The 25,026-nt window shown below is 38.5% G+C and carries 18 protein-coding genes; 15 read left to right on the forward strand and 3 right to left on the reverse strand.

The features are described 5' to 3' along the window. Positions 1–211: 211 nt before the first annotated feature. From hrcA to fmt, 3 genes are all read left to right on the forward strand, one after another. Positions 212–1,228, forward strand: coding sequence for a heat-inducible transcriptional repressor HrcA (hrcA, locus tag HXT53_RS03570; RefSeq protein WP_020759703.1), 1,017 nt, complete (start codon positions 212–214; stop codon positions 1,226–1,228). A gap of 59 nt (positions 1,229–1,287) precedes the next feature. Further along, positions 1,288–2,445: a DnaJ C-terminal domain-containing protein gene (locus HXT53_RS03575; protein WP_004138365.1), complete on the forward strand. Its 1,158-nt coding sequence runs from the start codon at positions 1,288–1,290 to the stop codon at positions 2,443–2,445. Between the two features lie 115 nt (positions 2,446–2,560). Further along, positions 2,561–3,541, forward strand: coding sequence for a methionyl-tRNA formyltransferase (gene fmt / locus HXT53_RS03580; RefSeq protein ID WP_415702964.1), 981 nt, complete (start codon positions 2,561–2,563; stop codon positions 3,539–3,541). Positions 3,542–3,603: 62 nt separating this feature from the next. Here fmt and serB read toward each other — a convergent pair whose 3' ends face one another. Then, positions 3,604–4,287 (reverse strand): phosphoserine phosphatase SerB, encoded by a 684-nt coding sequence (serB, locus tag HXT53_RS03585; protein WP_004117887.1) that lies wholly within the window; start codon positions 4,285–4,287, stop codon positions 3,604–3,606. 267 nt (positions 4,288–4,554) lie between these two features. On the opposite strand from serB, the gene HXT53_RS03590 reads away from it, so the two are divergent. The 3 genes from HXT53_RS03590 (at position 4,555) to HXT53_RS03600 (ending at position 7,676) form a co-directional block, all read left to right on the forward strand. After that, positions 4,555–5,397 carry an inositol monophosphatase family protein gene (locus HXT53_RS03590; protein WP_004111680.1) on the forward strand — a complete coding sequence of 281 codons (843 nt, stop codon included), beginning with the start codon at positions 4,555–4,557 and terminating at the stop codon, positions 5,395–5,397. 180 nt (positions 5,398–5,577) lie between these two features. Then, positions 5,578–6,348: a polyphosphate--glucose phosphotransferase gene (gene ppgK, locus HXT53_RS03595; RefSeq protein ID WP_004111678.1), complete on the forward strand. Its 771-nt coding sequence runs from the start codon at positions 5,578–5,580 to the stop codon at positions 6,346–6,348. A gap of 113 nt (positions 6,349–6,461) precedes the next feature. Further along, positions 6,462–7,676 carry a pyridoxal phosphate-dependent aminotransferase gene (locus HXT53_RS03600; RefSeq protein ID WP_004115117.1) on the forward strand — a complete coding sequence of 405 codons (1,215 nt, stop codon included), beginning with the start codon at positions 6,462–6,464 and terminating at the stop codon, positions 7,674–7,676. Between the two features lie 10 nt (positions 7,677–7,686). Here the strand turns inward: HXT53_RS03600 and HXT53_RS03605 are convergent, their stop codons facing one another. Together HXT53_RS03605 and HXT53_RS03610 are read right to left on the reverse strand one after the other, a co-directional pair. Beyond that, on the reverse strand, positions 7,687–9,906 hold the full coding sequence (locus tag HXT53_RS03605) for a beta-carotene 15,15'-monooxygenase (RefSeq protein WP_174191121.1): 2,220 nt from the start codon (positions 9,904–9,906) through the stop codon (positions 7,687–7,689). 15 nt (positions 9,907–9,921) lie between these two features. Next, on the reverse strand, positions 9,922–11,523 hold the full coding sequence (locus tag HXT53_RS03610; protein ID WP_004111673.1) for an ABC-F family ATP-binding cassette domain-containing protein: 1,602 nt from the start codon (positions 11,521–11,523) through the stop codon (positions 9,922–9,924). Between the two features lie 260 nt (positions 11,524–11,783). On the opposite strand from HXT53_RS03610, the gene uvrA reads away from it, so the two are divergent. The 9 genes from uvrA (at position 11,784) to pyrH (ending at position 24,960) form a co-directional block, all read left to right on the forward strand. Beyond that, the gene (gene uvrA / locus HXT53_RS03615; protein WP_421779944.1) at positions 11,784–14,807 is read left to right on the forward strand and encodes an excinuclease ABC subunit UvrA; all 3,024 of its coding nucleotides are present in this window, start codon (positions 11,784–11,786) and stop codon (positions 14,805–14,807) included. Between the two features lie 47 nt (positions 14,808–14,854). Further along, the gene (gene uvrC / locus HXT53_RS03620) at positions 14,855–17,086 is read left to right on the forward strand and encodes an excinuclease ABC subunit UvrC (RefSeq protein ID WP_246979224.1); all 2,232 of its coding nucleotides are present in this window, start codon (positions 14,855–14,857) and stop codon (positions 17,084–17,086) included. Positions 17,087–17,174: 88 nt separating this feature from the next. After that, positions 17,175–18,305 carry a GuaB3 family IMP dehydrogenase-related protein gene (locus HXT53_RS03625; protein WP_004115105.1) on the forward strand — a complete coding sequence of 377 codons (1,131 nt, stop codon included), beginning with the start codon at positions 17,175–17,177 and terminating at the stop codon, positions 18,303–18,305. Between the two features lie 307 nt (positions 18,306–18,612). Beyond that, a complete protein-coding gene (locus HXT53_RS03630) occupies positions 18,613–19,194 on the forward strand; it encodes a hypothetical protein (RefSeq protein WP_421779948.1) in 582 nt (193 codons plus the stop codon). Positions 19,195–19,405: 211 nt separating this feature from the next. After that, the gene (locus HXT53_RS03635; RefSeq protein WP_004117868.1) at positions 19,406–21,466 is read left to right on the forward strand and encodes an AMP-dependent synthetase/ligase; all 2,061 of its coding nucleotides are present in this window, start codon (positions 19,406–19,408) and stop codon (positions 21,464–21,466) included. Between the two features lie 127 nt (positions 21,467–21,593). Beyond that, positions 21,594–22,082: a peptide deformylase gene (gene def / locus HXT53_RS03640; protein WP_004115099.1), complete on the forward strand. Its 489-nt coding sequence runs from the start codon at positions 21,594–21,596 to the stop codon at positions 22,080–22,082. A 270-nt stretch (positions 22,083–22,352) separates the two neighbouring features. Continuing rightward, positions 22,353–23,153 (forward strand): 30S ribosomal protein S2, encoded by an 801-nt coding sequence (gene rpsB, locus HXT53_RS03645; protein WP_004111661.1) that lies wholly within the window; start codon positions 22,353–22,355, stop codon positions 23,151–23,153. A gap of 29 nt (positions 23,154–23,182) precedes the next feature. Continuing rightward, a complete protein-coding gene (tsf, locus tag HXT53_RS03650) occupies positions 23,183–24,034 on the forward strand; it encodes a translation elongation factor Ts (RefSeq protein WP_004117867.1) in 852 nt (283 codons plus the stop codon). A 176-nt stretch (positions 24,035–24,210) separates the two neighbouring features. Continuing rightward, positions 24,211–24,960 (forward strand): UMP kinase, encoded by a 750-nt coding sequence (gene pyrH / locus HXT53_RS03655; protein WP_004111656.1) that lies wholly within the window; start codon positions 24,211–24,213, stop codon positions 24,958–24,960. Positions 24,961–25,026 lie beyond the last annotated feature (66 nt).

A 25,026-nucleotide genomic window follows, 5' to 3' on the forward strand; every position in this document is an offset into this window, starting at 1 on the left:
TGGCCATCACCCTCACATTGCCATTTAATCCTATCTTTTATATCAGACGAATTTCTAACAAAGTGTGTCAAAACTTAACAAAAGTTTATATTTATAGTTAGTTGTTAAGATAACAAAAAATAGTTAATCACATATTATTCTGGAATATATAATAGTTGACAGTAAAAGTTACATTACCTAAATAAAAGGAGGATCAATGCAATCACGTCGCATGATGATACTCCGTGCGGTTGTTGAAGATTATATTCGTTCACACGAGCCAGTTGGATCAGCGTCTTTGGCTAAAAATCACAAATTAGGTGTTAGCTCTGCAACAATTCGCAACGATATGTCAATACTAGAAGAAGAAGGTTATTTAATTCAGCCACACACATCTGCTGGTCGAATTCCTACGGAAAAAGGATACAGATATTTCGTTGATGGATTGGCGGCGCTAATACCACTTTCTAATGCACAAAGAAGAGGAATACGCAGTTTTTTAAGTGGATCTGTAAGTTTGCAAGACACACTTCAACGTTCAGCTCGTCTTCTTGCAAGTATCACTGGGCAGGTTGCTCTTGTTGCGTCACCTGCATTATCTAGATCAAAAGTAAAAAGAATTGAGATTGTTCAAGTATCGTCATCAACTCTTCTTGTCGTAGTAATTACAGACGCTGGAGGGGTAGCGCAACATATGATTCAGGCTTCTAATGTGAATTCAGATGATTTGTTGCATTTAACAAATATGATTAATGAAGATTGCATTGGATTGTCACTTTTGAATGCATCTAAAAAAGTGTGTGCATTGTCGGAACGTAAAGATTTAGTTTCTTCGTTACAAATAATTAAACAATTGTCTAATGCTATTGAAGATATGTACGATGGCGATCGAGCACACGAATTATACATGGCTGGAACCTCCCAGCTTGCTCATAGACAGAATATTGGTGATTTTGCTGCTCTTTTTGATGCTTTAGAAGAGCAAGCTGTTATTATGCGTTTGATGACTTCGCTAAGTGAGGAGGCAAGTGATTGTGCAAGTGGAGTCAGTGTTGCAATAGGTTCGGAAACTCACACGCCTGGTCTTTTGAATGCTTCTGTTGTGACGAGTGCTTACGGATATAATTCCGATCCTGATTCCGCATTCATTGGTTCAATCGGACCTACGCATATGGATTATGCTGCAACAATGACTGCGGTTAAAGCAGTGGCTAAGTATCTTAATGCGTTTATATCCGAAAATTCATAAAAATATAACTGGCTGTGCCTTATGCAAGAATTATTCTATTAAGGTAAAAGGGGAGTTAAGTGACTGACTATTACAAGATTTTAGGTGTTGATTCTAACGCTAGCGATGATGAGATTCGAAAAGCATATAGAAAATTAAGTCGAAAGTACCATCCGGATATCGCAGGTCCTGAGTTTGAAGACAAATTCAAGGAAGTTAATGCTGCATACGACGTTTTGTCTAATCCAGAAAAACGCAAAATGGTAGATATGGGTGTTGACCCAAACAATCTATCGGCATCGGGTGCTGGAGCTGGCGCTGGCGGATATGCCAATATGAATATGGATATGGGAGATATTTTAAATCAGTTCTTCTCTGGATCCTTTGGAACAAGTACGGGTTCTCCTATTCCGCGCGTGAATCGTGGTGAAGATTCACTCACAGAAGTTAAAGTTGATCTTAAAACAGTAGTATTTGGTGGAAATGCTAAGGTTCATGTAGTGACTTTTGGCTTGTGTCAAGATTGTGCTGGAAAAGGCTCTGCAGATAAATCAGACCCTATAACTTGCCCGCAATGCAAGGGCGCTGGTTTTGTACAAAGGGTTACTAGAACAATGTTTGGTCAAATGATGTCATCTGAGCCATGTAGAGAATGCGAAGGTCACGGAACAATCATTAAGAATGTTTGCCCAAATTGTCATGGACATGGTCGAATTCGTACATCAAGAGAAATTGGGATTACTATTCCTGCTGGTATAAAAGATAATTCTCGATTGCGACTTGCTTCGCAAGGAGCAGTAGGTGAATGTGGCGGTCCTGCTGGCGACTTGTATGTTGATGTACATATTCGAGAAGATAAACAGTTTACTAGGAATCTAAACGATTTACATTGTTGGATTGACATTCCAATGACTTGGGCTGTTTTGGGACATAAAGTTGATATAGATACTTTTGACGGCAAAAAGAGCGTGGAAATCCCTTCTGGCTCTCAAAGTGAAAATACTATTTCTGTACCTAATTTGGGTGTAACGGTTCTAGGCTCTAAAGAACGCGGAAATCTTGTTGTTCACATTCTTGTTAATATTCCAACAAAGCTGAGCGATGAAGAGCGTAAACTTATTGAAGAGTTTGAAGAATTGCATGATGGAAAAGATGATGTTATTGTTCAACGCGCTATCCCAGATTCGACTACAAATCACAAAGGATTCTTTAGCAAGTTAAAGGATGCTTTCTGCTAATTCGCTAATTCTTAGTATTTTCATGACTATTCTCGTTACTGTTCGATTGCTGAGAGTATATGATTTTTGAAGATGTTAAGAATAATGAAGATATTTTTCTTAAGGGGGTTTACGTATGGTGCTACCTATTTTATTTTCTGGAACACCAGAGGTTTCTGTTGCGCCATTGCGTGCTTTAGCTCAAGATAAAGAGCATTTTGATGTTCGTGCTGTTCTTACGAGACCTGATGCTCCGACAGGCAGAGGTAGGAAAATTGTTCCTAGCGCTGTTAAAAAAGCTGCGATTGAACTTGGGATTCCTGTTTTAGAGGTTAATCCTAGTGATGAAGAGGAGTGCATAAGAGCTTTAAAGGCAACTGGCGCTAAACTTGCTGCCGTGGTTGCTTATGGAAAGATTCTTAGACAATCTGTTTTGGACGCTCTTCCTCTAGGATGGTACAACTTGCATTTCTCGCTTCTTCCACAGTGGCGAGGGGCAGCTCCTGTTCAGCGTGCGATTTGGGCTGGAGATGATATTACCGGTGCCACTGTTTTTAAGATTACGCGTGGAATGGATGAAGGACCTATTCTTGCACAAATGACTACCGAGATTGGTGCTCATGAAACAGCTGGCGACTTGCTTATGAGACTAAGCAATGATGGTGCAGATCTTCTTTGCTCTGCTCTTGTTGGGATGGAATCTGGTCAAATTATTCCTGTTGAGCAAGATCCTACACCTTGCCAAATCGCGCAAAAAATCACTGTTGAGGATGCTCATATTCGTTTTGATATTCCAGCATTTGCAATCGATAGGCAGATTCGTGCTTGCACGCCAAATCCTGGAGCTTGGTGTAATCTTCACGCTTATTGCGAAGATTCACAAATCATTAGTTTGCATGTTCTTTCTTGTGCATTGGCAAAAGATGAGGATATTTCAATACATAATCTAAGCGAACTTAAGCCTGGGCAGATTTTTGCAGGTAAGCGAAATGTCTGGGTTGGTTCTTCAAGTGGTGTTCTTGAGCTTTTAGAAGTTAAAGCGCAAGGTAAAAAGGCTATGAAGGCTGCAGATTGGGCAAGAGGAGCGCATTTAAGTCAAGAGTCCTATTTGGATTGAAGCGATAAGTGTAATCTTGAAAAACGCAAAGTAAAATTTGTATAAATTCTAGTTAGTTAAGTTTAGTTTAGTAAATCTAAAACTAGGCTTAGGTCACGCGTATCTATGCTTGCTTTAGCTTGACTTTTTAATAACTGCTTTGCGCAAAATGCGACGCCTAATCCTGCTGTTTTAATCATATCGATATCGTTAGCACCGTCTCCAATAGCAACGCTTTGAGCAATATCAATATTGTTCTTGCGCACCCAATTAATCAATGCTTTTGCTTTATATTGGCGATTTACTATAGGCTCAATAACTTTCCCACTTAGCTTAGAATCTACTACTTCTAGATTGTTTGCTACCCAAAAATCTATGTTTAGATTTGGCAGAAAATCATCTAAAACATTATTGAATCCTCCAGAAACTGCTCCTATTTTCCATCCAAAGGAATGTAATGTGTCTATAAGTTTTTTGGCTCCACTAGTTACGTGGATACTTTCAATAGCTTTTTTAAAACAAGTGCATTCGAGTCCTTTTAACATTGAAACCCTTAGCTTTAAAGATGTGTCAAAGTCAATTTCTCCTTTCATTGCTTTAGAAGTTATATATGCTAAATTTGACCCGACCCCAGCAATATCTCCTAGTAAGTCAATCACTTCTTCTTCAATAAGAGTGGCGTCAACATCTAAAACAAGAAGTCCTGGTTTTTTCAATGAAGGAACATTAATTAATTTTTGGTTTTTTAACTCTAGTATTTTAGTCATGTTATAATCTTTTGAAAGAGATGTTAGGTTATGAATTAATTTTAAGGCTGGTTTAAGAAATTTAAGGATTTGTTTTTCTATGCGTTTTGCATTGTAAAACTTTTCTATAAAACTTATATCAAATGTGAAAGTTTATTGATTTTATTGGAATATTGCGTGTGGAAGTTTGGTTTAATTTAATTAGTTGAGTAGAATAGTTGCAGATTTTATGAGAACAAGATTAAAGAATTTGAAAACAATTGTATTAGACAGAGGGGTGAGAAGAATATGGCAGGTATGAATTTAAGGGATGTAGCTCTTGAAGTTGCTAGAATATTAGAAGATGTTGGTAAACATGCATATCAGGATCAGCTTAATCCTAGAGATATGGCAAGTATGATGGTTCTAGGTGATCCTAATCAATCCGATTCAGCTTTTGGAGATAAGCTAGTACGTTTTATTGAAAATCGTCTTACTTATATAAATACTTTCCAAGGATTCTGGAGAAATAGACCAGATGATTGCAAAACAGGTGATCGTTTTTGGTGTGTAGGCAATATTGACGGTGCTATTAACTTTAACCGCGATATGGCTGAATGGACTTTAACTGTTTCGCTTTTCGAGTTTAATGATCAAGGCTCTGCTAGACCTGTTCTTGGTGTTGTTCATGCCCCAGCTTTAGGACTTACATATTTGGCTGCTAAGGGTCAGGGTGCTATTCGTATTCGTAAAACTCCTAATGGAGAGAAGCGAGAGAAAATCACGCCTTCTACAACATCAACATTGCATGGCTCTGTTGTTTGCTATGGAATGTCTTATATTCCAGGTGAATCTAAAAGAGCTTTAGACGTTGTTTCTTCGCTTGAGGAAGAATGCCCAGCAGATATTAAGCGTATTGGTCCTGCTTCGCTTGACTTGTGCAAAGTAGCAGATGGTACTTACGACGCATATTTTGAGCCACATCTTCATAGGTGGGATATTCCAGGTGTTTCAGCTGGCGCCGTTGTTGTTAAAGAAGCACAGGGGCATGTTCGACAATGGAATGGTGACTCAATTCATTGGAGACGTGAAAATGACGTTATTGCTTCAAATGGTTTAATAAACAAAGAGCTTCAAAACTATTTGCGATAAATTAGAGTTAAAATCTTAGCAATTGTTTGCATGATTTTTAATATTAAAGCTTTAATTTTGAGAAAAACATTTATGCAATCGTTATCATTAAATAGACAATTATATAAGCGTGTCGCTTTAGCAATATTGTAGAATGAACATGATATCCCATTGTCCGACATTCAGAGGGGAGTGTTAACGATGATTGACACTGCACAAGCATTTGGCGTAGATATTGGTGGCTCTGGTATTAAGGCTGCACCAGTTAATTTGGAAAAAGGCGAGTTTGCAGAACCGCGATATAAGATTCTCACTCCAGCGGTTTCCACACCTCAAGCTGTTGCAGATATTGTTCGTCAGCAACTTGAGCATTTTGATGTTCCTGCAGATGTTCCTGTTGGAATCGCTTTTCCAGCTCCTATTAAGCCTGGAAAGAAGCTTGAGTTTATGGCGAATCTCGATCAATCTTGGATTGGTGTGGATGTTACAGAAGTGTTCAGCGAAGCTTGCGGTCGTCCTGTTACTGTAGTGAATGATGCTGATGCTGCTGGTCTTGCTGAGCAACACTTTGGTGCTGCAAAAGATAAAGATGGCTTGGTTATCGCTACTACGCTAGGCACTGGAATTGGTACAGCATTGATTTATAATGGCACTCTTATTCCTAATACAGAGCTCGGTCATATTCAGCTTGAAAAGGGTAAGGGAGATGCGGAAAAGTATGCTGCTTCTTCTGTTCGCGAAAAGTTAGACATGGGTTATAAAAAGTGGGCTAAGCGTCTTACTAAGTATTATGGTTTGATGGAAAAGTACTTTAACCCAGACCTGTTTGTTGTTGGCGGCGGTGTTAGCCGTGTTAGCGAGAAGTTCTTGCCTCATATCGATATTAAGACACCTATTGTAGTTGCGTCTTTGCATAATGAAGCTGGCATTATCGGTGCGGCATATTATGCAATGCAGCAAAGAAACAATTAAGGATTTTTGATATTTTATTTGCGCTGGATGCTTTTGCGTTCAGCGCATTTTTTGTATTTGCATATTTTTGTATTTTTATATATTTGGTTTATACAATGCGCTAGTGTAGTCGAGTGCGATTTTCTTCTAGAGTTGATGTGAGTGAGCCAAATCAAATTATTCTGGCTCAACGTGTTGCTATATCTAAAGGTATTAAACTTACAAAACTTAACGATTCAAACCCAACAGTACATGGTCTTTCTCCAGAGTGCTTAAATGCAAAATATACTGCGGATCCTAGAGGACCTGTCGAAGTTAGGCGCATTCTTGCTAACTTTATAAATCATAGAGATAATCGCGTAGATCAAAATATTGTAAATAAGAAGGGTAGTTCAGCTAAGGTTCTTAATCCAGATAATCTATACGTATTATCATCAACCTCTCAAGCATACGCATGGTTAATGATGCTAATGTGTGATTGCGGTGATTCTGTTTTAGCTCCGACTCCTGGATATCCTCTTATAGAATCGATTGCAAGACTCCAAGGCGTAAAATCTATACCTTATCCGCTTGTTTATGATGGCTCTTGGACTATTGATATTCCTAGGGTTAAAGAACTTTTAGAGAATACGGATAATCGTATTCGTGCACTTGTTTTAATAAATCCAAATAATCCAACAGGATCTTATATAAAGCCTCAAGAAAGAGACGCATTATTGCAACTATGCAATAAAAATAATGTGGCAATTATAGCTGATGAAGTTTTTTATGATTATTGTCTAGAACCTTTTGATGGAAACAGCAGGTTAGCAGGTGAAGAATCTACGCTAGTTTTTGCTTTAGATGGATTCTCAAAGATGCTTGCAGCTCCGCATGCAAAAGTTGGATGGATTGAGGTTTCGGGACCTAGTCAAGACGTGCAGGATGCTATGAAACGCCTTGATGTTATTGCTGATGATTTTCTTCCAATTGGTGCAACTGTATCAGAAAGAATTCCGGAATTATTGCAATGTGCTAAAGAACAAACCGATCTTGTTCAAAACAGAGTTAGGTCTAATCTTAAAACACTTAGAAAAATGCTTGCAAACTACCCAAATTGTTGCGTTAGTGCATTGCGTGCTGAAGGCGGATGGAATATTCTTATCCGTGTTCCATCGTGTTTAGATGATGATGATTTAGCTCTAAGACTTATGCAAGATTATCATCTTGTATCTCAGCCTGGCTATTACTTCGATATGCCAAATAATGGATATTTGGCATTATCTTTGCTGCCAGAAGAAAAACAATTTGTGTATGGTGTTAAAGCGTTGCTAGATACTGTTCATACAATGCTGGAAGAATTAAATTAATGAAAACAAATTAGATTAATGTGAACCAGCATCTGACAGTATGCCACATTTGAGGATTAAAACGTAGTATTGAGTCTTCTCTGCCTGGTACAAACCAGCTTAGAAAAGCTATTGCTATGGAGAAAAATAGAAGACCAAAAATAACGAATCGCAGTAAATAGCATAATGTTTTAGTTTTCCAAGTGTCACATACTGTAATATCAGCATATTTTTGTAGCAAAGAATTAATACCTATTATTGCGCTTAAAGCGAAAAGCCATGCAAAATCCGCAATATATCGCCATCCTATCCCAGCTTTTAAGCTGTCAAAAACAATAACGATTATGCCAGAAATTACAGATATTATAGCTAATCTTGTAGCGATTTTACTCATGTTTCTAGTCATTGTGAAAACGCATATAATTCCTAGTAATGCGAGTGGAGATAATGTAAACATTCCACCAATCATTGGCTCTGCATATTGCCATTTTTCAAAAGCAATAGGTTGAATTGCTATCCAAGGGAAAGTTGATATAAAACGTATTGGCAAAGCTATATAACTTAAAATGGATGGAATGATGTTCTGCGAAGGGAGACGCATTGTAGTCATATCTGTAATCGTAATCTGATATTCATTGCCAAAATTAAAAGGGGACCCAAATCTTAAAGCATTATATAATCCGATTGGTATTGCAACTATTATAAATGGAATAATTATGCAAAGAATTAGCTTTAATAAGTTTTTAAGATTTTCTATAGATTTTTTGTCACTGATAATAATATTTTTAATATATGAGTAAAAATGAGTATAAAATAGCGGAATTGCGAATAGAAAAGCGATTATAAAAGTTGGTCTACAACCAAGATTAAAAGCAATAAACAACGATCCTGCTGCAATATGCTTAAACGATATTATTGATGATGGTTTTAATTGTTCCACTATTTTGTGTGATTTTATAGTTTCCTCATCTTTAATAGATCCGAGATAAAACCATAATCCTAGTGAAGTGAAGAATAATGATGCAGCCATTGGAACTGAATAAAAGGATGTTCTAAACCACAAGTAAACGGTGTTTGAAGTAATAAAGAATAAGGTTAAACAAATTGATACACAAGCAAGAGTTGCCTGATGATTAACACGTTTAATTAGACGAATAACCAATAGTGAACCAAAAATTAAGAATCCAATTAAGCATATGAAAGTGGCTATTGTTGTAGGGAGCATGGCTCCGCCAGGAATCCACAAATTGGATATAATCTTATATGGTATAAAGAATAAAACAACTGGTATTACACCAAAATACGAATACCAATGACCCTTATAATACGCATGATCCCAATAAATATTGTGTACACAATCAGAAAGAAGATTATTTCTTGCAATTGGGTCATACGGATTAGATAATTTTTGCATTTGCGGTGGAACAGGTAAATCAAGATGAGTCTTACCTTTAAGTAGAGCGTCTGCTGTACGTGCGTATTGATCAAAATCGTAAGTGTAGTTTCCAGCAACATCAAAATGCATTGGAATACCGTTAAAAACATTCCAAAATATTGCAAAAATAGCAATCAAAAGGAAAGGTGTCCAAAATAAAGTAAGTAAAAGTCTTTGATTAATACTCTTTGTATTAAGTCTGATTTTCCAAAGCTTAGACCACGGATTCCATAATGTAATAAAAATTGAAATTATTATAAGAAGAAAAACGCGACCCCAATTCCAGCTAAAAGGTGCTCTAACATTTGCTTTAGCATCCTCAACGTCTACAACATCTCCTTTAGGATGTTGTATCCATAATCTAAGAGTGCTTTTAACTCCAATTGCTTGATCTGGAACTGGAAGCATAGCAAAACTAATGGCTCTAGGGTTGGTGCTCAAAGGCTTTCCAGCAATTTTATTAACATCAATTCGTACATGCACATCCGTTTTAACAGGACTTTTGCCAATTTTTTTCGGAGTAATTAGTGAAGGCTTAAGCTGAATATATGGTGAAGATCCGTCGGAATTAACTTCTAAATAAGATTCCGACGGATCGGTAATTAAAAGTCCTCCAGAAGAAAGTCTTTCAATACCTGGACCAGTTGCATTGTGTGCAAACATGCTATCTGTGCTGCCAGTAACACTATTCCAAAATGGAATATTTCCAACAGTGCATTCAAACAATGCTATTAACAGCAAGATTGCTAAAGGCGCGCGAAGAACATGGAAAATGTGTTGTAGCGTAAAATTAGCAAATCTAGCTGTTGTTTTCATAGCAATCCTAAAATCCTATTCTTCCGCAACCAAATCAAGATAGTCATCACTCCACAAATCTTCGTCACCGTCTGGCATAAGAAGAACTCGTTCAGGGTTTAACGCAAGAACTGCTCCTTCATCGTGAGTAACCAATACAATAGCGCCTTCGTATTTTGCAATGGCTTTAAGAATTTCGTCTCTAGAAGCTGGATCTAAATTGTTAGTAGGCTCATCGAGCAACAGCACGTTTGCTTTTGAAGTTACAAGAGTCGCCAACGCTAGACGAGTTTTTTCGCCGCCCGAAAGCACTTTAGCTGGCTTCATTGCGTCATCTCCAGAAAATAGGAAGCTTCCTAGCATAGATCTTGCTTGAGTGTCATTTAAATCTGGAGCAACATGCTGAAGATTTTCTAATACTGTCGCATCTAAATCCAAAGTGTCGTGTTCCTGAGCAAAATAGCCAATCTTGCAGCCATGCCCATAGTTTACGCTGCCAGTATCTGCACTTTCTTCTCCAGCTAGAATACGCAAAGTGGTTGTTTTGCCAGCACCGTTATATCCAAGAATAACAACTCTTGAACCTTTATCTATAGCCAAATTTATGCCAGCAAATACAATATTGGATCCATAAGCTTTTGAAATATCTTCAGCCATAATAGGTGTTCGTCCGCAAGGAGCAGGTTCTGGAAAACGAATATCTGCTACTTTCTCGCGACTTTGTGCTTCGCTTGTTTCACTTAACAGACGTTCAGCCCTACGCATCATGTTTTGAGCTGCTACTGCTTTTGTTGCTTTTGCATGTAAACGAATACCTTGTTTCATAAGGCGTTCAGCTTTTTTTTCAGCCACTTCTCGTTCTCTGCGCCTGCGTTCTTCGTCTACAACGCGTTGATGTAAGTATGCTTTCCAACCCATTGAATACATGTCTATTTGAGCCAATTGTGCATCTAAATGCCAGACTTTATTTACAACCTCATCTAGCAATTCTGTTGAATGGGATATTACTAAGAATCCACCAGAGAATTTTTTCAAATAGTTTCTCAGCCAAATTATAGAATCTGCATCTAAATGGTTAGTAGGCTCATCTAAGATCAGCGTGTCTGCATCGGAGAAGAGTATTCGTGCAAGTTCAATTCGTCTACGTTGACCGCCAGATAGAGTTCCAAGAGCTTGCTTCATAATTTCTTGTGGAAGCCCAAGGCTGTTTGCCATCGATATTGCTTCCGATTGAACAGCGTATCCACCAGCTTTTTCAAAGTCTTCAATGGCCTTATCGTAGCGATTCATGGCTTTCGTCATAATATCTGGATCTGGATTCGTCATCTCTTTTTCTGCTTTTCGTATACGAGATACGATTGATGAAATGTCGCGAGCGCTCATAATCCTATCTAACGCGCTTTGTTCTGGATCTGCTGCATGAGTATCTTGTGGTAGATACCCCAATCCACCGCTTACTCGTACAGTTCCGCCAGCTGGGAGCATTTCTCCTGTTATTACTCGTGTAAGAGTTGTTTTTCCAGCTCCATTCCTTCCAACTAAGCCGATTTTGTCGCCTTTTGTTACATGAAAGTCGGTAGGGTTTAATAGCGTACGCGCACCAATTTGTATAGTTAATCCTTGTGCGTCAATAGCCATTTGCACCCACTCCTTAAAATAATGCTTTAATCTGAATATCTTCAAAATGTGTTAGCCAAACTCACAATTATACAGTTAGGCTTGCATAGTTTTTAGTAAAGGATTCTATTCTTTATATTTCTACGTATTTCGACAACACGCAGAAAATTATCTACTTCGAACAAGTGTTCTATAATTAATTGTATTGTATAATTAGTGCTCAATCAATAGTGAGTTTGGTGCAAAGTCTTGATTCTTAAAATAGCTCTTAGGGAGGCAGAATGCAAAGCAAATCAGATTCTTCGCAAAACATGCAATTACCTTTATCCCAAGATGCAATTTTAGATAACAAAAACCGTGAATGCACTAAAAAAGCTGACATCTTGCAATCTATGCTCGACTCTGCTCAGCCTGTAAAAGATAATGATAATTTAGTATATGATTTGTCTTCTGTTCCTTCAGATTTAAAGATAACCATACAAGGAGCTAGAGAGCACAATTTAAAAAATGTTAGTTTACAATTGCCTAGAAATCGTATGATTGTTTTTACTGGATTGTCAGGATCTGGTAAATCTTCTCTTGCTTTCGACACTCTTTTTGCAGAAGGTCAAAGGCGTTATGTGGAATCCTTAAGCGCGTATGCCAGGCAATTCCTTGGAAGAATGGATAAACCAGATGTAGATTTTATTGAGGGATTAAGCCCAGCTGTATCTATTGACCAGAAAACTACTAATCGTAACCCTCGTTCTACTGTTGGAACAATCACAGAAATTTATGATTATTTAAGGCTTCTTTTTGCTAGAGTTGGAATTCCTCATTGCCCTAAATGTGGCGAACTTGTCAGTGCTCAAACACCACAACAAATGGCTAATTCTATACTTTCTTTACCAGAAAGAACAAGATTGCAAATATTAGCACCTGTTGTTAACGGCAGAAAAGGCGAATTCAAAGATACAATTACTCTTCTTAGATCAGACGGCTATTCGAGAGCGCTTGTAGATGGGCAAATGCGCGAGCTTTCTGAAGATATTACTTTAGAAAAACAAAAGAAACACACAATCGAAGTTGTAATAGATAGGTTAATTATAAAAGATGGAATACGTACTCGTTTGACTGATTCTATAGAAACGGCTTTAAAACTTTCTAAAGGAATTGTTATAGCTGATTTTGTAGATGAAGCTGCTGATTCTAAATGCAGACGCCGAAATTTTTCTGAGCACAGAGCTTGTCCTAACAATCACCAGCTTAATTTATCAGAAATAGAGCCTAGAACATTCTCATTCAACGCTCCTTATGGGGCATGCCCCGATTGCTCTGGAATCGGTTACAATCTAGAGATTGACCCTTCTCTTGTTGTTCCAAATACAGAAAAATCACTTGACGAAGGCGCGATAGAACCTTGGGCACTAAATAAAGCTGCAGGAGAATACTATAGGCATGTGCTACAAGGGCTAAGTGTTGAACTTGGTTTTAGTATGGATACACCATGGTGTGAATTGTCGCAAGATACGCAAAATTCAATACTTTATGGGCATGATTTCGAAGTAAAAGTATCTTATAAAAATCGATGGGGTAGGCAGAGAGAATATTCAACAGGATTCGAAGGTGTAGTGCGCACTCTTATGCGCAAGCATGATGAAACAGACTCAGATCAAATGCGCCAATACTACGAGTCGTACATGCGAGAAGTTCCATGCTTAACATGTAACGGTAAACGACTGCGTCCAGAAGTTTTAGCAGTAACAATAAACTCATACTCAATTGCAGACATATGTGATATGCCAATAGAAAAAAGTCTTGAATGGATTAATTCTTTAAAACTAGAAGGATCAAGCAAGATAATTGCTAAAGAAATTGTAAAAGAAATCAAGGCAAGATTAGGATTCTTAAATGATGTTGGCTTAAATTATTTAACTCTTTCTAGAGCCGCAAAAACACTTTCAGGTGGAGAGGCACAAAGAATAAGATTGGCGACTCAAATTGGATCTGGACTAGTTGGAGTCATGTACGTTCTTGACGAGCCTTCAATAGGATTACATCAAAGAGACAATGAGAAACTCATATCAACATTGCACAATCTTCGCGACTTAGGTAACACTCTTATAGTTGTTGAACATGATGAAGATACAATTCGGCAATCCGACTGGTTAGTAGATATTGGACCCGAAGCTGGAGAAAACGGTGGAGAAGTAGTATATTGCGGACCAGCAAATCACATAAAAGATGCAAAACGTTCAATTACAGGAGACTATATTGCAAAAAGAAAATGCATAGAAGTTCCTAAAAATCGTCGAAAAATAAACAAAAATCGTTTACTAACTATTGTTGGAGCAAAAGAACACAACCTTAAAAATATAGATGTAGAAATACCTTTAGGCATATTTACTTGCATAACAGGAGTATCTGGATCTGGAAAATCTAGTCTTATAAACTCGATACTCTACCCAGTTTTAGCAGATAAGTTAAACGGCGCTCGCATTGTTCCAGGACTTCATAAACGAGTTGACGGTATTAAAAATTGTGACAAGGTTGTTCACGTAGACCAAAACCCTATTGGTAGAACTCCAAGATCAAACCCTGCGACTTACACTGGTGTCTGGGACAAAATACGTACACTTTTTGCTCAAACACCAGAAGCAAAAGTTAGAGGTTATGGTCCTGGAAGATTCTCGTTTAACGTAAAAGGCGGAAGATGCGAAGCTTGCAGCGGAGACGGAACGCTTAAAATCGAGATGAATTTTTTGCCAGACGTATACGTACAATGTGAAGAATGTCATGGGAAAAGGTACAACAGAGATACTCTAGACGTAACGTATAACGGTAAAACTGTTTCAGATGTGCTGAATATGCCAATTTCTGAAGCTGCTGTATTCTTTAAAGCATATCCATCTATTTCAAGATATTTGGATACTCTTGTACAAGTTGGTCTTGGATATATTAAACTTGGACAAAGTGCTCCAACATTATCTGGTGGAGAATCACAAAGAGTAAAGCTTGCTACAGAGTTGCAAAAACGTTCAACTGGCAAAACTGTTTATATTCTTGATGAGCCTACAACTGGATTGCACTTTGAAGATGTTCGTAAACTTTTAAGCGTTCTTCAATCTTTGGTAGATAAAGGCAATACTGTAATAGTTATTGAACACAATCTTGATGTTGTAAAATGCGCGGATTGGATTATTGATTTAGGACCAGAGGGAGGAGACAAAGGCGGCGAAATAGTAATCACTGGCACTCCAGAAGAAGTTGCAAAATCGACAAAAAGTTGGACGGGCAAATTCTTAAAGCATATGCTCAAATCTTAAATGAAATATTATTAAATAGTATTTTTATGAAAGGAGGTGAAAACATAATGGAAATTGTGAATAATAACATAGATATCAAAGAAGATGCTATAAGCAGTCAAGGCAAATGGAAGAAAACTCACCTATCTAATTGTGATATAAGCACTACTGACATTTTGAAGAATTCAGTTAAAAATAATTTTGGAGCATCACTTTTAGGTGACACGAGAGACTTATTTAGACCAAAAACTTCCGATATTCCAAATCAACCTGGAGTATACAAGTGGAGAGATGATAAGGGGAAAGTAATATACGTTGGAAAAGCAAAAAGTTTAAGAAATAGGTTGTCTAATTATTTTCAACCGTTAAATCAGCTTCATCCTAGAACTCAGTCGATGGTTTTAACAGCTCGAAGTCTAGAATGGACCGTTGTAAACACTGAGCTTGAAGCTTTAACACTAGAATACACGTGGATTAAGGAGTTTAATCCACGTTTTAATGTTGTTTTTAAAGATGATAAAACATATCCTTATCTTGCTGTATCTGTGAATGATGATTTTCCAAGAGTCTGGATCACAAGAAATAGGAATTCTAAATCAACTAGATACTTTGGTCCATATGCAAAAGTGTGGCAGCTAAGGCACAGTCTAGATTCTTTGCTTAAGACTTTTCCTGTAAGAACGTGTAGACAATCCGTTTTTGTCAAAGCTCATAAAACTGGTAGACCTTGTCTTCTTGCAGACATTGGAAAATGCTCTGCACCTTGCATTGCAAAAGTGGATCGTAAAACTCACAGAAATAATGTTGAACAATTAGTTGGTGTACTAACTGGTTCTATAGGTGATTCTTACATTAACGATTTAACAAGAGAAATGAAAGAATCTAGCGATAATCTTGATTTTGAGAATGCTGCAAAAATAAGAGATAAAATAAACATTTTTAAAACTGTTATGCAACAAAATTCTGTTGTTTTTGACGAGAATGTTGAAGCTGATGTTTTTGGTTTTAGTGGAGATTCTCTAGAGGCATGCGTTCACGCATTCTTTGTTCGCGAAGGCTTATTGCGAGGAGAGAAAAATTGGCAGGTTGAAAGAAGCGAGGATATTAGCGATGCAGATATAATAGCGAATTTGCTTATGCGAGTTTATTCAGAATATGAATCAAATAATAATTTGCAATATGAAGACTCTTTGAAAATAGAGCAATCAAGAAATGCATTGCAGATTGACTTGGAGAATACCAAGAGTAAATATATTGACTCAGCGTATCGTGCAAAAACAACAAAAGAGCGTAAAAAAAGGCAAGAATCAACAGGAAGGGGAGATTTACTAGACCCAATTACCCCAATCCCTAGAGAAATAATCATTCCTTTTGAAATATCACAGAATCAATGTGAAAATTTGGAAAATTGGTTAAGCAAATTGCGTGGATCTAAAGTTAGCATTAAGGTTCCTGAACGTGGCGATAAACGAAATCTTATGAATCAAGCAAATGATAATGCTAAACAATCATTAATGAGACTGAAGTCCAGCAGAATCAGCAGTTTAGATGCAAGAAGTAGCGCCATGAACGAGGTTGCCGATGCTCTTGGAATGAGCGAATCTCCTTTGCGTATTGAATGTTATGATATTTCCAATACGGTAAATGGAGAATATCAGGTTGCATCAATGGTTGTATTTGAAGATGGTATTGCTAAACCTAGCGAGTACAGAAGATTCTCCATAAAAGGGTCTGATGGCAACGGAAAACTTGATGATTTGAGCGCATTGTATGAAACTATTTCTAGGCGTTTTAAGCACACAAGTAGTGGCGATGTAGATGATGATTACGGAGAAAATCTTGAAAAATCAAAATATAAAAAATTCGCTTATACGCCTAATCTTATAGTTGTTGACGGGGGTAGAGAACAAGCCAGAGCAGCACAAAAAGCTATGATAGATTGTGGAATAAAAAACATAGTCGTATGCGGTTTGGCTAAAAAGCTTGAAGAAGTTTGGCTTCCTAATAATGAATACCCAATTATTCTTAAACGAAGCTCCCAAGGATTATATTTGCTACAGAGAGCTAGAGATGAATCGCATCGTTTTGCTATAACTTATCATAGGCAGAAACGAAGAAGAGCCATGTTAAATTCGTCACTAGACTCGATTCCTGGTATTGGAGAGTTTTACAAAAAACGTCTTCTTTCCGTATTTGGTAGTGTTAAGAAATTAAAAGATGCGAGTGTTGACGATTTACAAAAGGTTTCTGGCATCGGTCAAGCTAAAGCTAAATCTATTTACGAATCATTGCATAAGTAACACTGATATTCAATAGAATTATCTTATAAATTAGTTAAATAATTTTCGGCATGTTGATTCGTCATGATAAGACACTAGCCTTGTAAGTATGTCTCAGGAAATTGAAATAGGATTGGGCAAAAAAGCCCGAGTTGCTTACTCACTTGACGATATTGCTATACTACCTTCTCGTCGTTCTCGCGACCCGCAGGCTGTTTCTACGTCCTGGCAAGTCGATGCTTATAGTTTTGACGTACCAGTGATTGCTGCGCCAATGGATTCTGTTACTAGCCCAGATACGGCTATTGCAATGGGTCAGATGGGCGCCTTGGGTGTACTTGATTTGGAAGGTTTATGGACTCGTTACGAGGATCCAGAACCACTTCTAAAGGAAATTTCGGAGCTTCCAAACGAAATTGCTACGAAGCGTATACAAGAAATTTATTCTGAACCAATTAAGCCTGAACTTATTGTTAAACGTTTGCGCACTATTCGTGATTCTGGAGTTACTGTTGCAGGTGCTCTTTCTCCTCAGCGCACTCAGGAATTCTATTCTACTGTGTTAGAAGCTGGAGTAGATCTTTTTGTTATCCGTGGAACAGCTGTTAGTGCAGAACATGTTTCTAAAGATCATGAACCACTTAATCTAAAGAAATTTATTTATGATCTTGATGTTCCAGTTATTGTGGGAGGCTGTGCTGATTACACTTCAGCTTTGCATTTAATGAGAACTGGTGCAGCTGGAATTCTCGTAGGTTTCGGTGGAGGTGCAGTTTCTGCAACTATGAATACTCTTGGTGTTCAAGCTCCTATGGCAACTGCAATCTCGGATGTTGCCGAAGCTCGTCGCGACTATATGGATGAATCTGGCGGAAGGTATGTTCAAATTATTGCAGATGGCGGAATGGGAACATCTGGCAACTTTATTAAGGCTTTGGCTATGGGAGCAGATGCAGTTATGCTTGGAACTCCTTTAGCACGAGCAACCGAGGCTCCAGGACGCGGAATGCATTGGGGAGCAGAAGCTCGCCATCCATCTTTGCCACGCGGAATGCGTACGAATGTTGGAACTGTTGCTCCGCTGGAGAATATCTTGTTTGGTCCAAGCCATATGGCAGACGGAAAAACAAATTATGTTGGTGCGTTAAGGCGCACAATGGCATCCACTGGGTATGTTGATGTTAAGAGTTTCCAGCGTTGTAGTGTTGTATTTAACCCATTCCATCAGGATGTTCGGTAATTTTTAATACTATTTGTTTACTTCCTTGTGAGCTTAAAACTAAAAATTTAAGTGCACAAGGAAGTAAAAACTATAATGTGCATAACTTAACACTAAATAATCCTTGATTTTTCAACAAAAATCGAGGATTTAATTTTATTTATGCACACTTAGAAATAATACTTTGAATTTTTGAAATAAGTTGTATGCTTTATTTAAACCTTTGCTAGACATTGGTTTTAAATTAAAAATACAAAAAATAAAATAAGGAATTTAAAAATAGAAAATGGGATAAGTAACAAATTTTTTAACGGGAAAGAGCAGGAAAATGAATAATACTCTTGGTACCATAGTCAGCGATAACTATGACGAAAATGATGCATTCTGGGAAGTTGTAAAAAACGACTTTGCTGCAAATGATGATCATCCTACGTTCAAGTGGAATGATCGCAAGCCATTGCCAGTATACGAAGGTTCATTCCTAGTGGGTTCTTCGCATTTTATGGCAACATATCATGTATCATCATGCTTTAATAATTCGGTAGATGAGGAATTGTACTTAGACCTCGCTTTAAGAGCGTGCAAAGTAGCATGTATTGCTAGTGACATTTCTAGAGGAAGACCTATATCGTCACAAATGCGTAAGGCTCTTAGCGAAGAATGTATTTTTAAGCTTGAAAACATGTGGTATTTAATATTTCAATGTTTCTCAGACAAACACGATGAATATACAAGTTGGCAACTACGTTGCAAACCGACTATGCCAAGAATGATAAATGGAATGCTAATTAGTCCAACTCGTTTTGAGGCAGTTGTTTTATTTTCTATTGGAAGCTTAAATTATTGTGCGTCTTTGGCATTTAAATCTCAAAACGGGAGTTGGATATGTACATTAGTTGACTTGGGATGATTGGTAGGAAATATACTAGCCTTTAAATTCCATTGTCAATTAAATAATAGTTAAATACAAAAATATGACTCTTCTGGTTTAGGTAATCATTATTAGTTTGCTTCTAATTATCTAACCAGAAGAGTTTATTTGTAAAGACCACCAATTTTAGGTTGACATTTTTGTATGACTTTCGTTTGTGTCGTGTTAGATATACCGTACAATTAAGACTATGCTGCGAGAATTTGCTGTAGAGGTCATTCACCCAACAAATGACGGTGACACAATTTATTCACTGCTTGCCAATAGGGCAATGCGAGATCCACAAGGCGTAATAGCCCAATGGCAAGACGATGATACTCGTCAATGGCATGATGTTACTGCATCTGAAATGCTATTAAAAGTTCGTGCAACAGCTAAGGGGTTGATTGCTCTTGGCGTTGAACGAGGAAGCAAAGTTGTTATTTATTCCCCAACCTGTTATGAGTGGGGCGTTGCGGATTTTGCTTGCGCTTGCATTGGTGCTGTAACCATTCCGATTTACGAAACAGATTCAGCAATTCAAGCTGCTGAAATTATTTCTGAAGTAAAACCTGTGATAGCTTTTGCAGGTGATGATGAACATGCACAGTGCTTAGAGCGAGTTCGCCAAGACAATAAGCGTATGTCTTTAAAGACTATTTTTAACTTTAAAGCTGCTGGAATAGACGCAGTGATTGATTTCGGAAAATCAATCAGCGACGACGAGCTTAATAAAAGCATATGTCAAGTAAAAGCTGATGATTTAGCGACTATTGTATACACCTCTGGTTCAACTGGAAAACCAAAGGGTGCAATGCTTTCTAATAGGAATTTTACGCATATTGTGTATGCAGCTTATGACGTTTTAAATGATATGCTTTATAAGCCAAGTAGACTATTGCTATTCCTTCCGTTAGCTCATTGCTTTGCCAGATACATACAGTATGTGGCAATAGGTTCTCACGGTGTTATTGGATATGTGCCAAATGCAAAGCATTTATTAGCAGATTTGCGTAGTTTTAAACCTACATATTTGCTTGGAGTCCCAAGAGTGTTTGAAAAGGTTTATAATGCTGCGTCTCAAAAAGCTGGAGCAGGTATACGAGGTAGGATTTTTGCAAAGGCTGTACAACATTTTATTGAGTGGTCTAAAGATGAAGTTGAAGGTAGAACACACTCAATTTATGCAAAACTTCAGCATGACTTTTATATGAAAACTGTTGGATCTTCCATACGATCTGCTTTGGGACCTAATTTATCATGGCTAGCTTGCGGCGGAGCTCCAATAAACGCTGAGCTTGCTCATTTCTTTAACGGGTTGGATGGAATAACCTTTATTCAAGGTTATGGAATGACCGAAACAGCAGCTCCTTGTGTTGTTAATTTTGAGCATGCTAATCAAGTTGGTTCTGTGGGTCGCCCTGGTCCTGGAATTACTATCCGTATTGCAGATGATGGAGAAGTCCTTGTAAAAGGTCCTAACGTTTTTATCGGATATTATGATAAGCCAGATCTTACTTCGGATGTTATTGACGAAGATGGATGGCTCCATTCTGGAGATTTAGGCGAGATCGACGATGAAGGATTCTTGTCTATTACTGGTAGAAAGAAAGATATTATTATCACTGCTGGTGGAAAAAATATAAGTCCAGCGCCTTTGGAAAGTATTATCTCTAAGTGTCCTCTCGTATCTCACGCAGTAGTTGTAGGAGACGGTAAGCCATTTGTTTCCGCTTTGATTGAGGTTGAGCCAGATATGGTTCGTTCTTGGCTTAAGAGTCAAGGAATGGATGAAAATCTTTCTATGAGTGCTGTTGCGGAAAACGATGCTATTCGTTCTGTTGTACAACAGTTTATTGATCAGGCAAATAGCACTGTTTCTAGGGCTGAGTCTATTCGTAAATTTATTATTTTGGATGAAGAATTTTCACAAGAAACTGGCACTTTGACTCCAAGCATGAAAGTTGTGCGTCCTAAGGTTTTGAAGAGGTATTGTGATCTTATAGAGAATCAGCTTTATGCTCCAAAACCAAACAGTAGACCATTACCTGCTACAGTTAAGATTTTAGATAAGACAACTGAGACTGTTAAGCAAGCGCAAGAAACTGTTAAACAGGCTCAAGAAGCGGTTACTCCTAGAGTTAAGCAAGCAATCGATCAGGCTGCTACTCATCTGAAACGTTTTGGTGAGGATTTGCCTACACAGGTTAATGTAAAAGATCAGCATACTGAATATGCTGAGAAGAATAATAATTCTAACGACAAAGAATAGTTATTCGAAACTAAATTAGCTATAAAACGTTAAATAGGCTGATTAAAATTGCAATTTTAATTACACTAAGTCTTGTATAATTGCATTGCATTTTTAATTAGCCTTTTAGAATTTTTAAGGAAGTACTGTGACTATTAGACAGATTCGCATTGTTCCAGATCCTGTTCTTCGAACACCATGTGATCCAATTCGTGAGATTACTCCAGCAGTTAGAAATCTCGTAGAAGATTTATTAGAGACTGTAAACGATCCAGGAAGAGCAGGTCTTAGTGCAAATCAAATAGGTATTAGCCTTAGAGCGTTTTCATACAATATTGAAGGTCATATTGGCTATATTCTCAATCCTGTTATTGAAGAATTGAGTGGTGAACAATATGGGGATGAAGGTTGCTTGTCCGTTCCAAGATTATGGTATAAGACTCGCAGGGCAGATTATGCTAGGGCTAAAGGCATTGATTTAGACGGTAAAACTATTGTTCTAGAGGGCAAGGGTTTAATGGCTCGTATGATTCAGCATGAGTGTGATCATTTAGATGGACACGTTTATTTGGATCGTTTAGAGAAAGATGTTAGAAAACAAGCTTTGCGCCAACTTCGTAATGGATTATCTAAATAATATCTAAATGAGAACTAGCAACAACTATAGTATTAGTTTGTATTATTTATTTAGTATTAAGCGTCTGATATGATTATCTTTTGCGTGTCCATTGAGCATGAATGTTGTCGCGTTATATGATTGCTCGTTTTTTATTGTCTACTCGGATACGCGAATACGCGCCATGTACGCGTCCGTTCGTGTCGGTCGGCTTGGATTTAGACATATGTTATCCAAGTTGCATGCGAACAGGCATGGCCAGGCAAGAACCGACAAGAAAGGTATATAGATATGGCACAGATTACCATGAGTGAAATGCTGAAGGCAGGTTTGCACTTCGGACATCAGACTCGTCGCTGGAATCCAAAGATGAAGCAATTTATTCTAACCCAGCGCAATGGTATTCATATCATCAATTTGTTCAAGTCGCTCGACATGATCGACAAGGCTTATGACTTCATTAAGCAGACTGTTGCTCACAACGGTACTGTTTTGTTCGTGGGTACCAAGAAGCAGGCTCAAGAAGCTGTGCAAAATCAGGCTACTCGTGTGAACATGCCTTACGTGAGCGAGCGTTGGCTCGGCGGTATGCTGACGAACTTCCAGACTGTTTCCACTCGCGTAAAGCGTCTCAAGGAACTTGAGGAAATGGACTTCACTGATGTTCGTGGATCTGGTTTGACTAAGAAGGAGCTTTTGCTTCTTGAACGCGAAAAGGACAAGCTTTCCAAGCAGCTCGGCGGTATTCGCAACATGAACCGTACTCCTTCGGCAATGTTTGTTGTTGATATTAACAAGGAAGCTTTGGCCGTTGAAGAAGCTCACAAGCTTGGTATTCCAGTTGTGGCAATCGTTGACACCAACACTGATCCAGACTCTGTTGAGTATCCTATTCCAGCAAATGATGATGCAATTCGTGGTGTCGAGCTTCTTACTAGCTTGATGGCTGACGCTGTTGCAGAAGGTTTGCTTGAACGTGCTGGAAAGGGCGCAAAGTCCGAAGGTTCTGACGCTCAGCCAATGGCAGCATGGGAAAAGGAACTACTCACTAAGGAAACTGAACAGTCTGAAGACGAAGCCAAGGCTGAATAAGTCTGTTGGCGGTTAATGAGGAGAACAAAATGGCAGCAATTACTGCAGCGTTGATTAAGCAGGTGCGCGAAGAAACTGGCGCTGGCATGATGGACGTTAAGAAGGCTCTTACCGAAGCCGAAGGCGATGTAGCTCGCGCTAAGGAAATTATCCGTGCTAAGGGCATTCAGGCCGCTGGCAAGCGTGAAGGTCGCAAGGCTCAGGAAGGAACCGTTGCTTCTAAGGTTGTTAAAACTGCAGAAGGTGAAACTGGCTATGCAGTTGAATTGAATTCCGAAACCGACTTTGTTGCTAAGACTCCAAAGTTCGTTGAATTCTCCGAAACTGTGTTGAACAATGCTATTGAAGCCAATGCTTCTAGTGCAGAAGAGCTTCTTGCAGCTAAGGCTGGAGATGCTACGGTTAAGGAAGAAGTAGAAGAAGCAGCAGCATTGTTTGGCGAGCACGTTAAGGTTGGGCAGATTGCCAAGATTAGCGGTCCTCACGTTGAGGTTTATGCTCACAAGAAGTCCGTTGAATTACCTCCAAGCATTGTTTCTATGATTGCTACCGACGAAGCGGGCGCTAAGGTTGCTCACGAAGCTGCTTTGCAGATTTCCGCTATGGGCGCTCAGTGGCTTCGCCGCGAAGATGTTCCAGCAGATGTGTTGGAGTCTGAGCGTCGCGTTGCTACAGAAAAGTCTTTAGCTGAAGGCAAGCCAGAGAAGATTGTTCCAAAGATTGTTGAAGGCCGTTTGAACGCCTTCTTCAAGGAAACCGTTCTTCTTGAGCAGTCTTATGTCAAGGATCCTTCCAAGACTATTGGAGATTTGTTCAAGGAAGTTGGTGGCACTGCTTTGGCTTTCGCTCGCGTTGAGGTTGGCAAAGGCTCTGCTGAATAATTTTTAAGCGAAAGCTTATTAAAAATTCATAAAACAAGAATGGGTTTGCGTGATAAGTCATGCAAGCCCATTCTTTTAATTTATACATTATAAAATCGTGTTTTGCTGTGTCGTCATTGAAAGATATCATGGCAAAGATATGCTTGCGTTCGCCGTTATGACTGGAGGAAAGTTTTATGACTATCGCACAAGCGGGGGAAAGCAAGTCTCGTAGAGTTTTATTGAAGCTCTCGGGAGAAGCATTTGGCGGTGGAGCCGTTGGTATTGATACTCATGTTATTCGTAGAATTGCTGGAGAAATTGTAAAAGCAGTGCATGAAGGCGTGCAAGTTGCAATTGTTGTTGGCGGCGGAAACTTCTTCCGCGGAGCAGAACTTCAGCAGGCTGGAATTGATCGTAGCCGTGGTGACTATATGGGTATGCTCGGTACTGTTATGAATTGCTTGGCTTTGCAAGATTTTCTTGAACAAGCAGGGCAGGCAACGCGTGTGCAAACTGCTATAACAATGGGTCAAGTTGCAGAACCTTATATTCCACTTAAGGCAATTCGACACCTTGAAAAGGGTCGTGTAGTTATTTTTGGTGCTGGTGCTGGAATGCCATATTTTTCAACCGACACTGTATCTATTCAGCGATCTTTGGAAATACATTGCGATGAGGTTTTGATGGGCAAGAATGGTGTAGATGGCGTTTATAGCGCTGATCCACGGAAAGATAAGAACGCGAAGAAATTTGTAACGTTAAATTATCAACGTGCTCTTGTCGATGGTCTTGCTGTTATGGATGCTTCTGCACTATCTATGGCTAGAGATAACAAGCAGAAGATTCGCGTATTCGGATTAGAGGGTGAAGGAAACGTCACTAGAGCACTGGTTGGTGAGGAAATCGGAACTTTAGTTTCGGATGCTGAACCTACATTTGCTTAAATATGCGAATATTCATAATTTGAATATTTAAAATTTAATAAACATGAATAGATAGTTAAATAATAA

This window comes from Gardnerella sp. KA00390, assembly GCF_049244075.1.
GTDB lineage: Bacteria > Actinomycetota > Actinomycetes > Actinomycetales > Bifidobacteriaceae > Bifidobacterium > Bifidobacterium vaginale.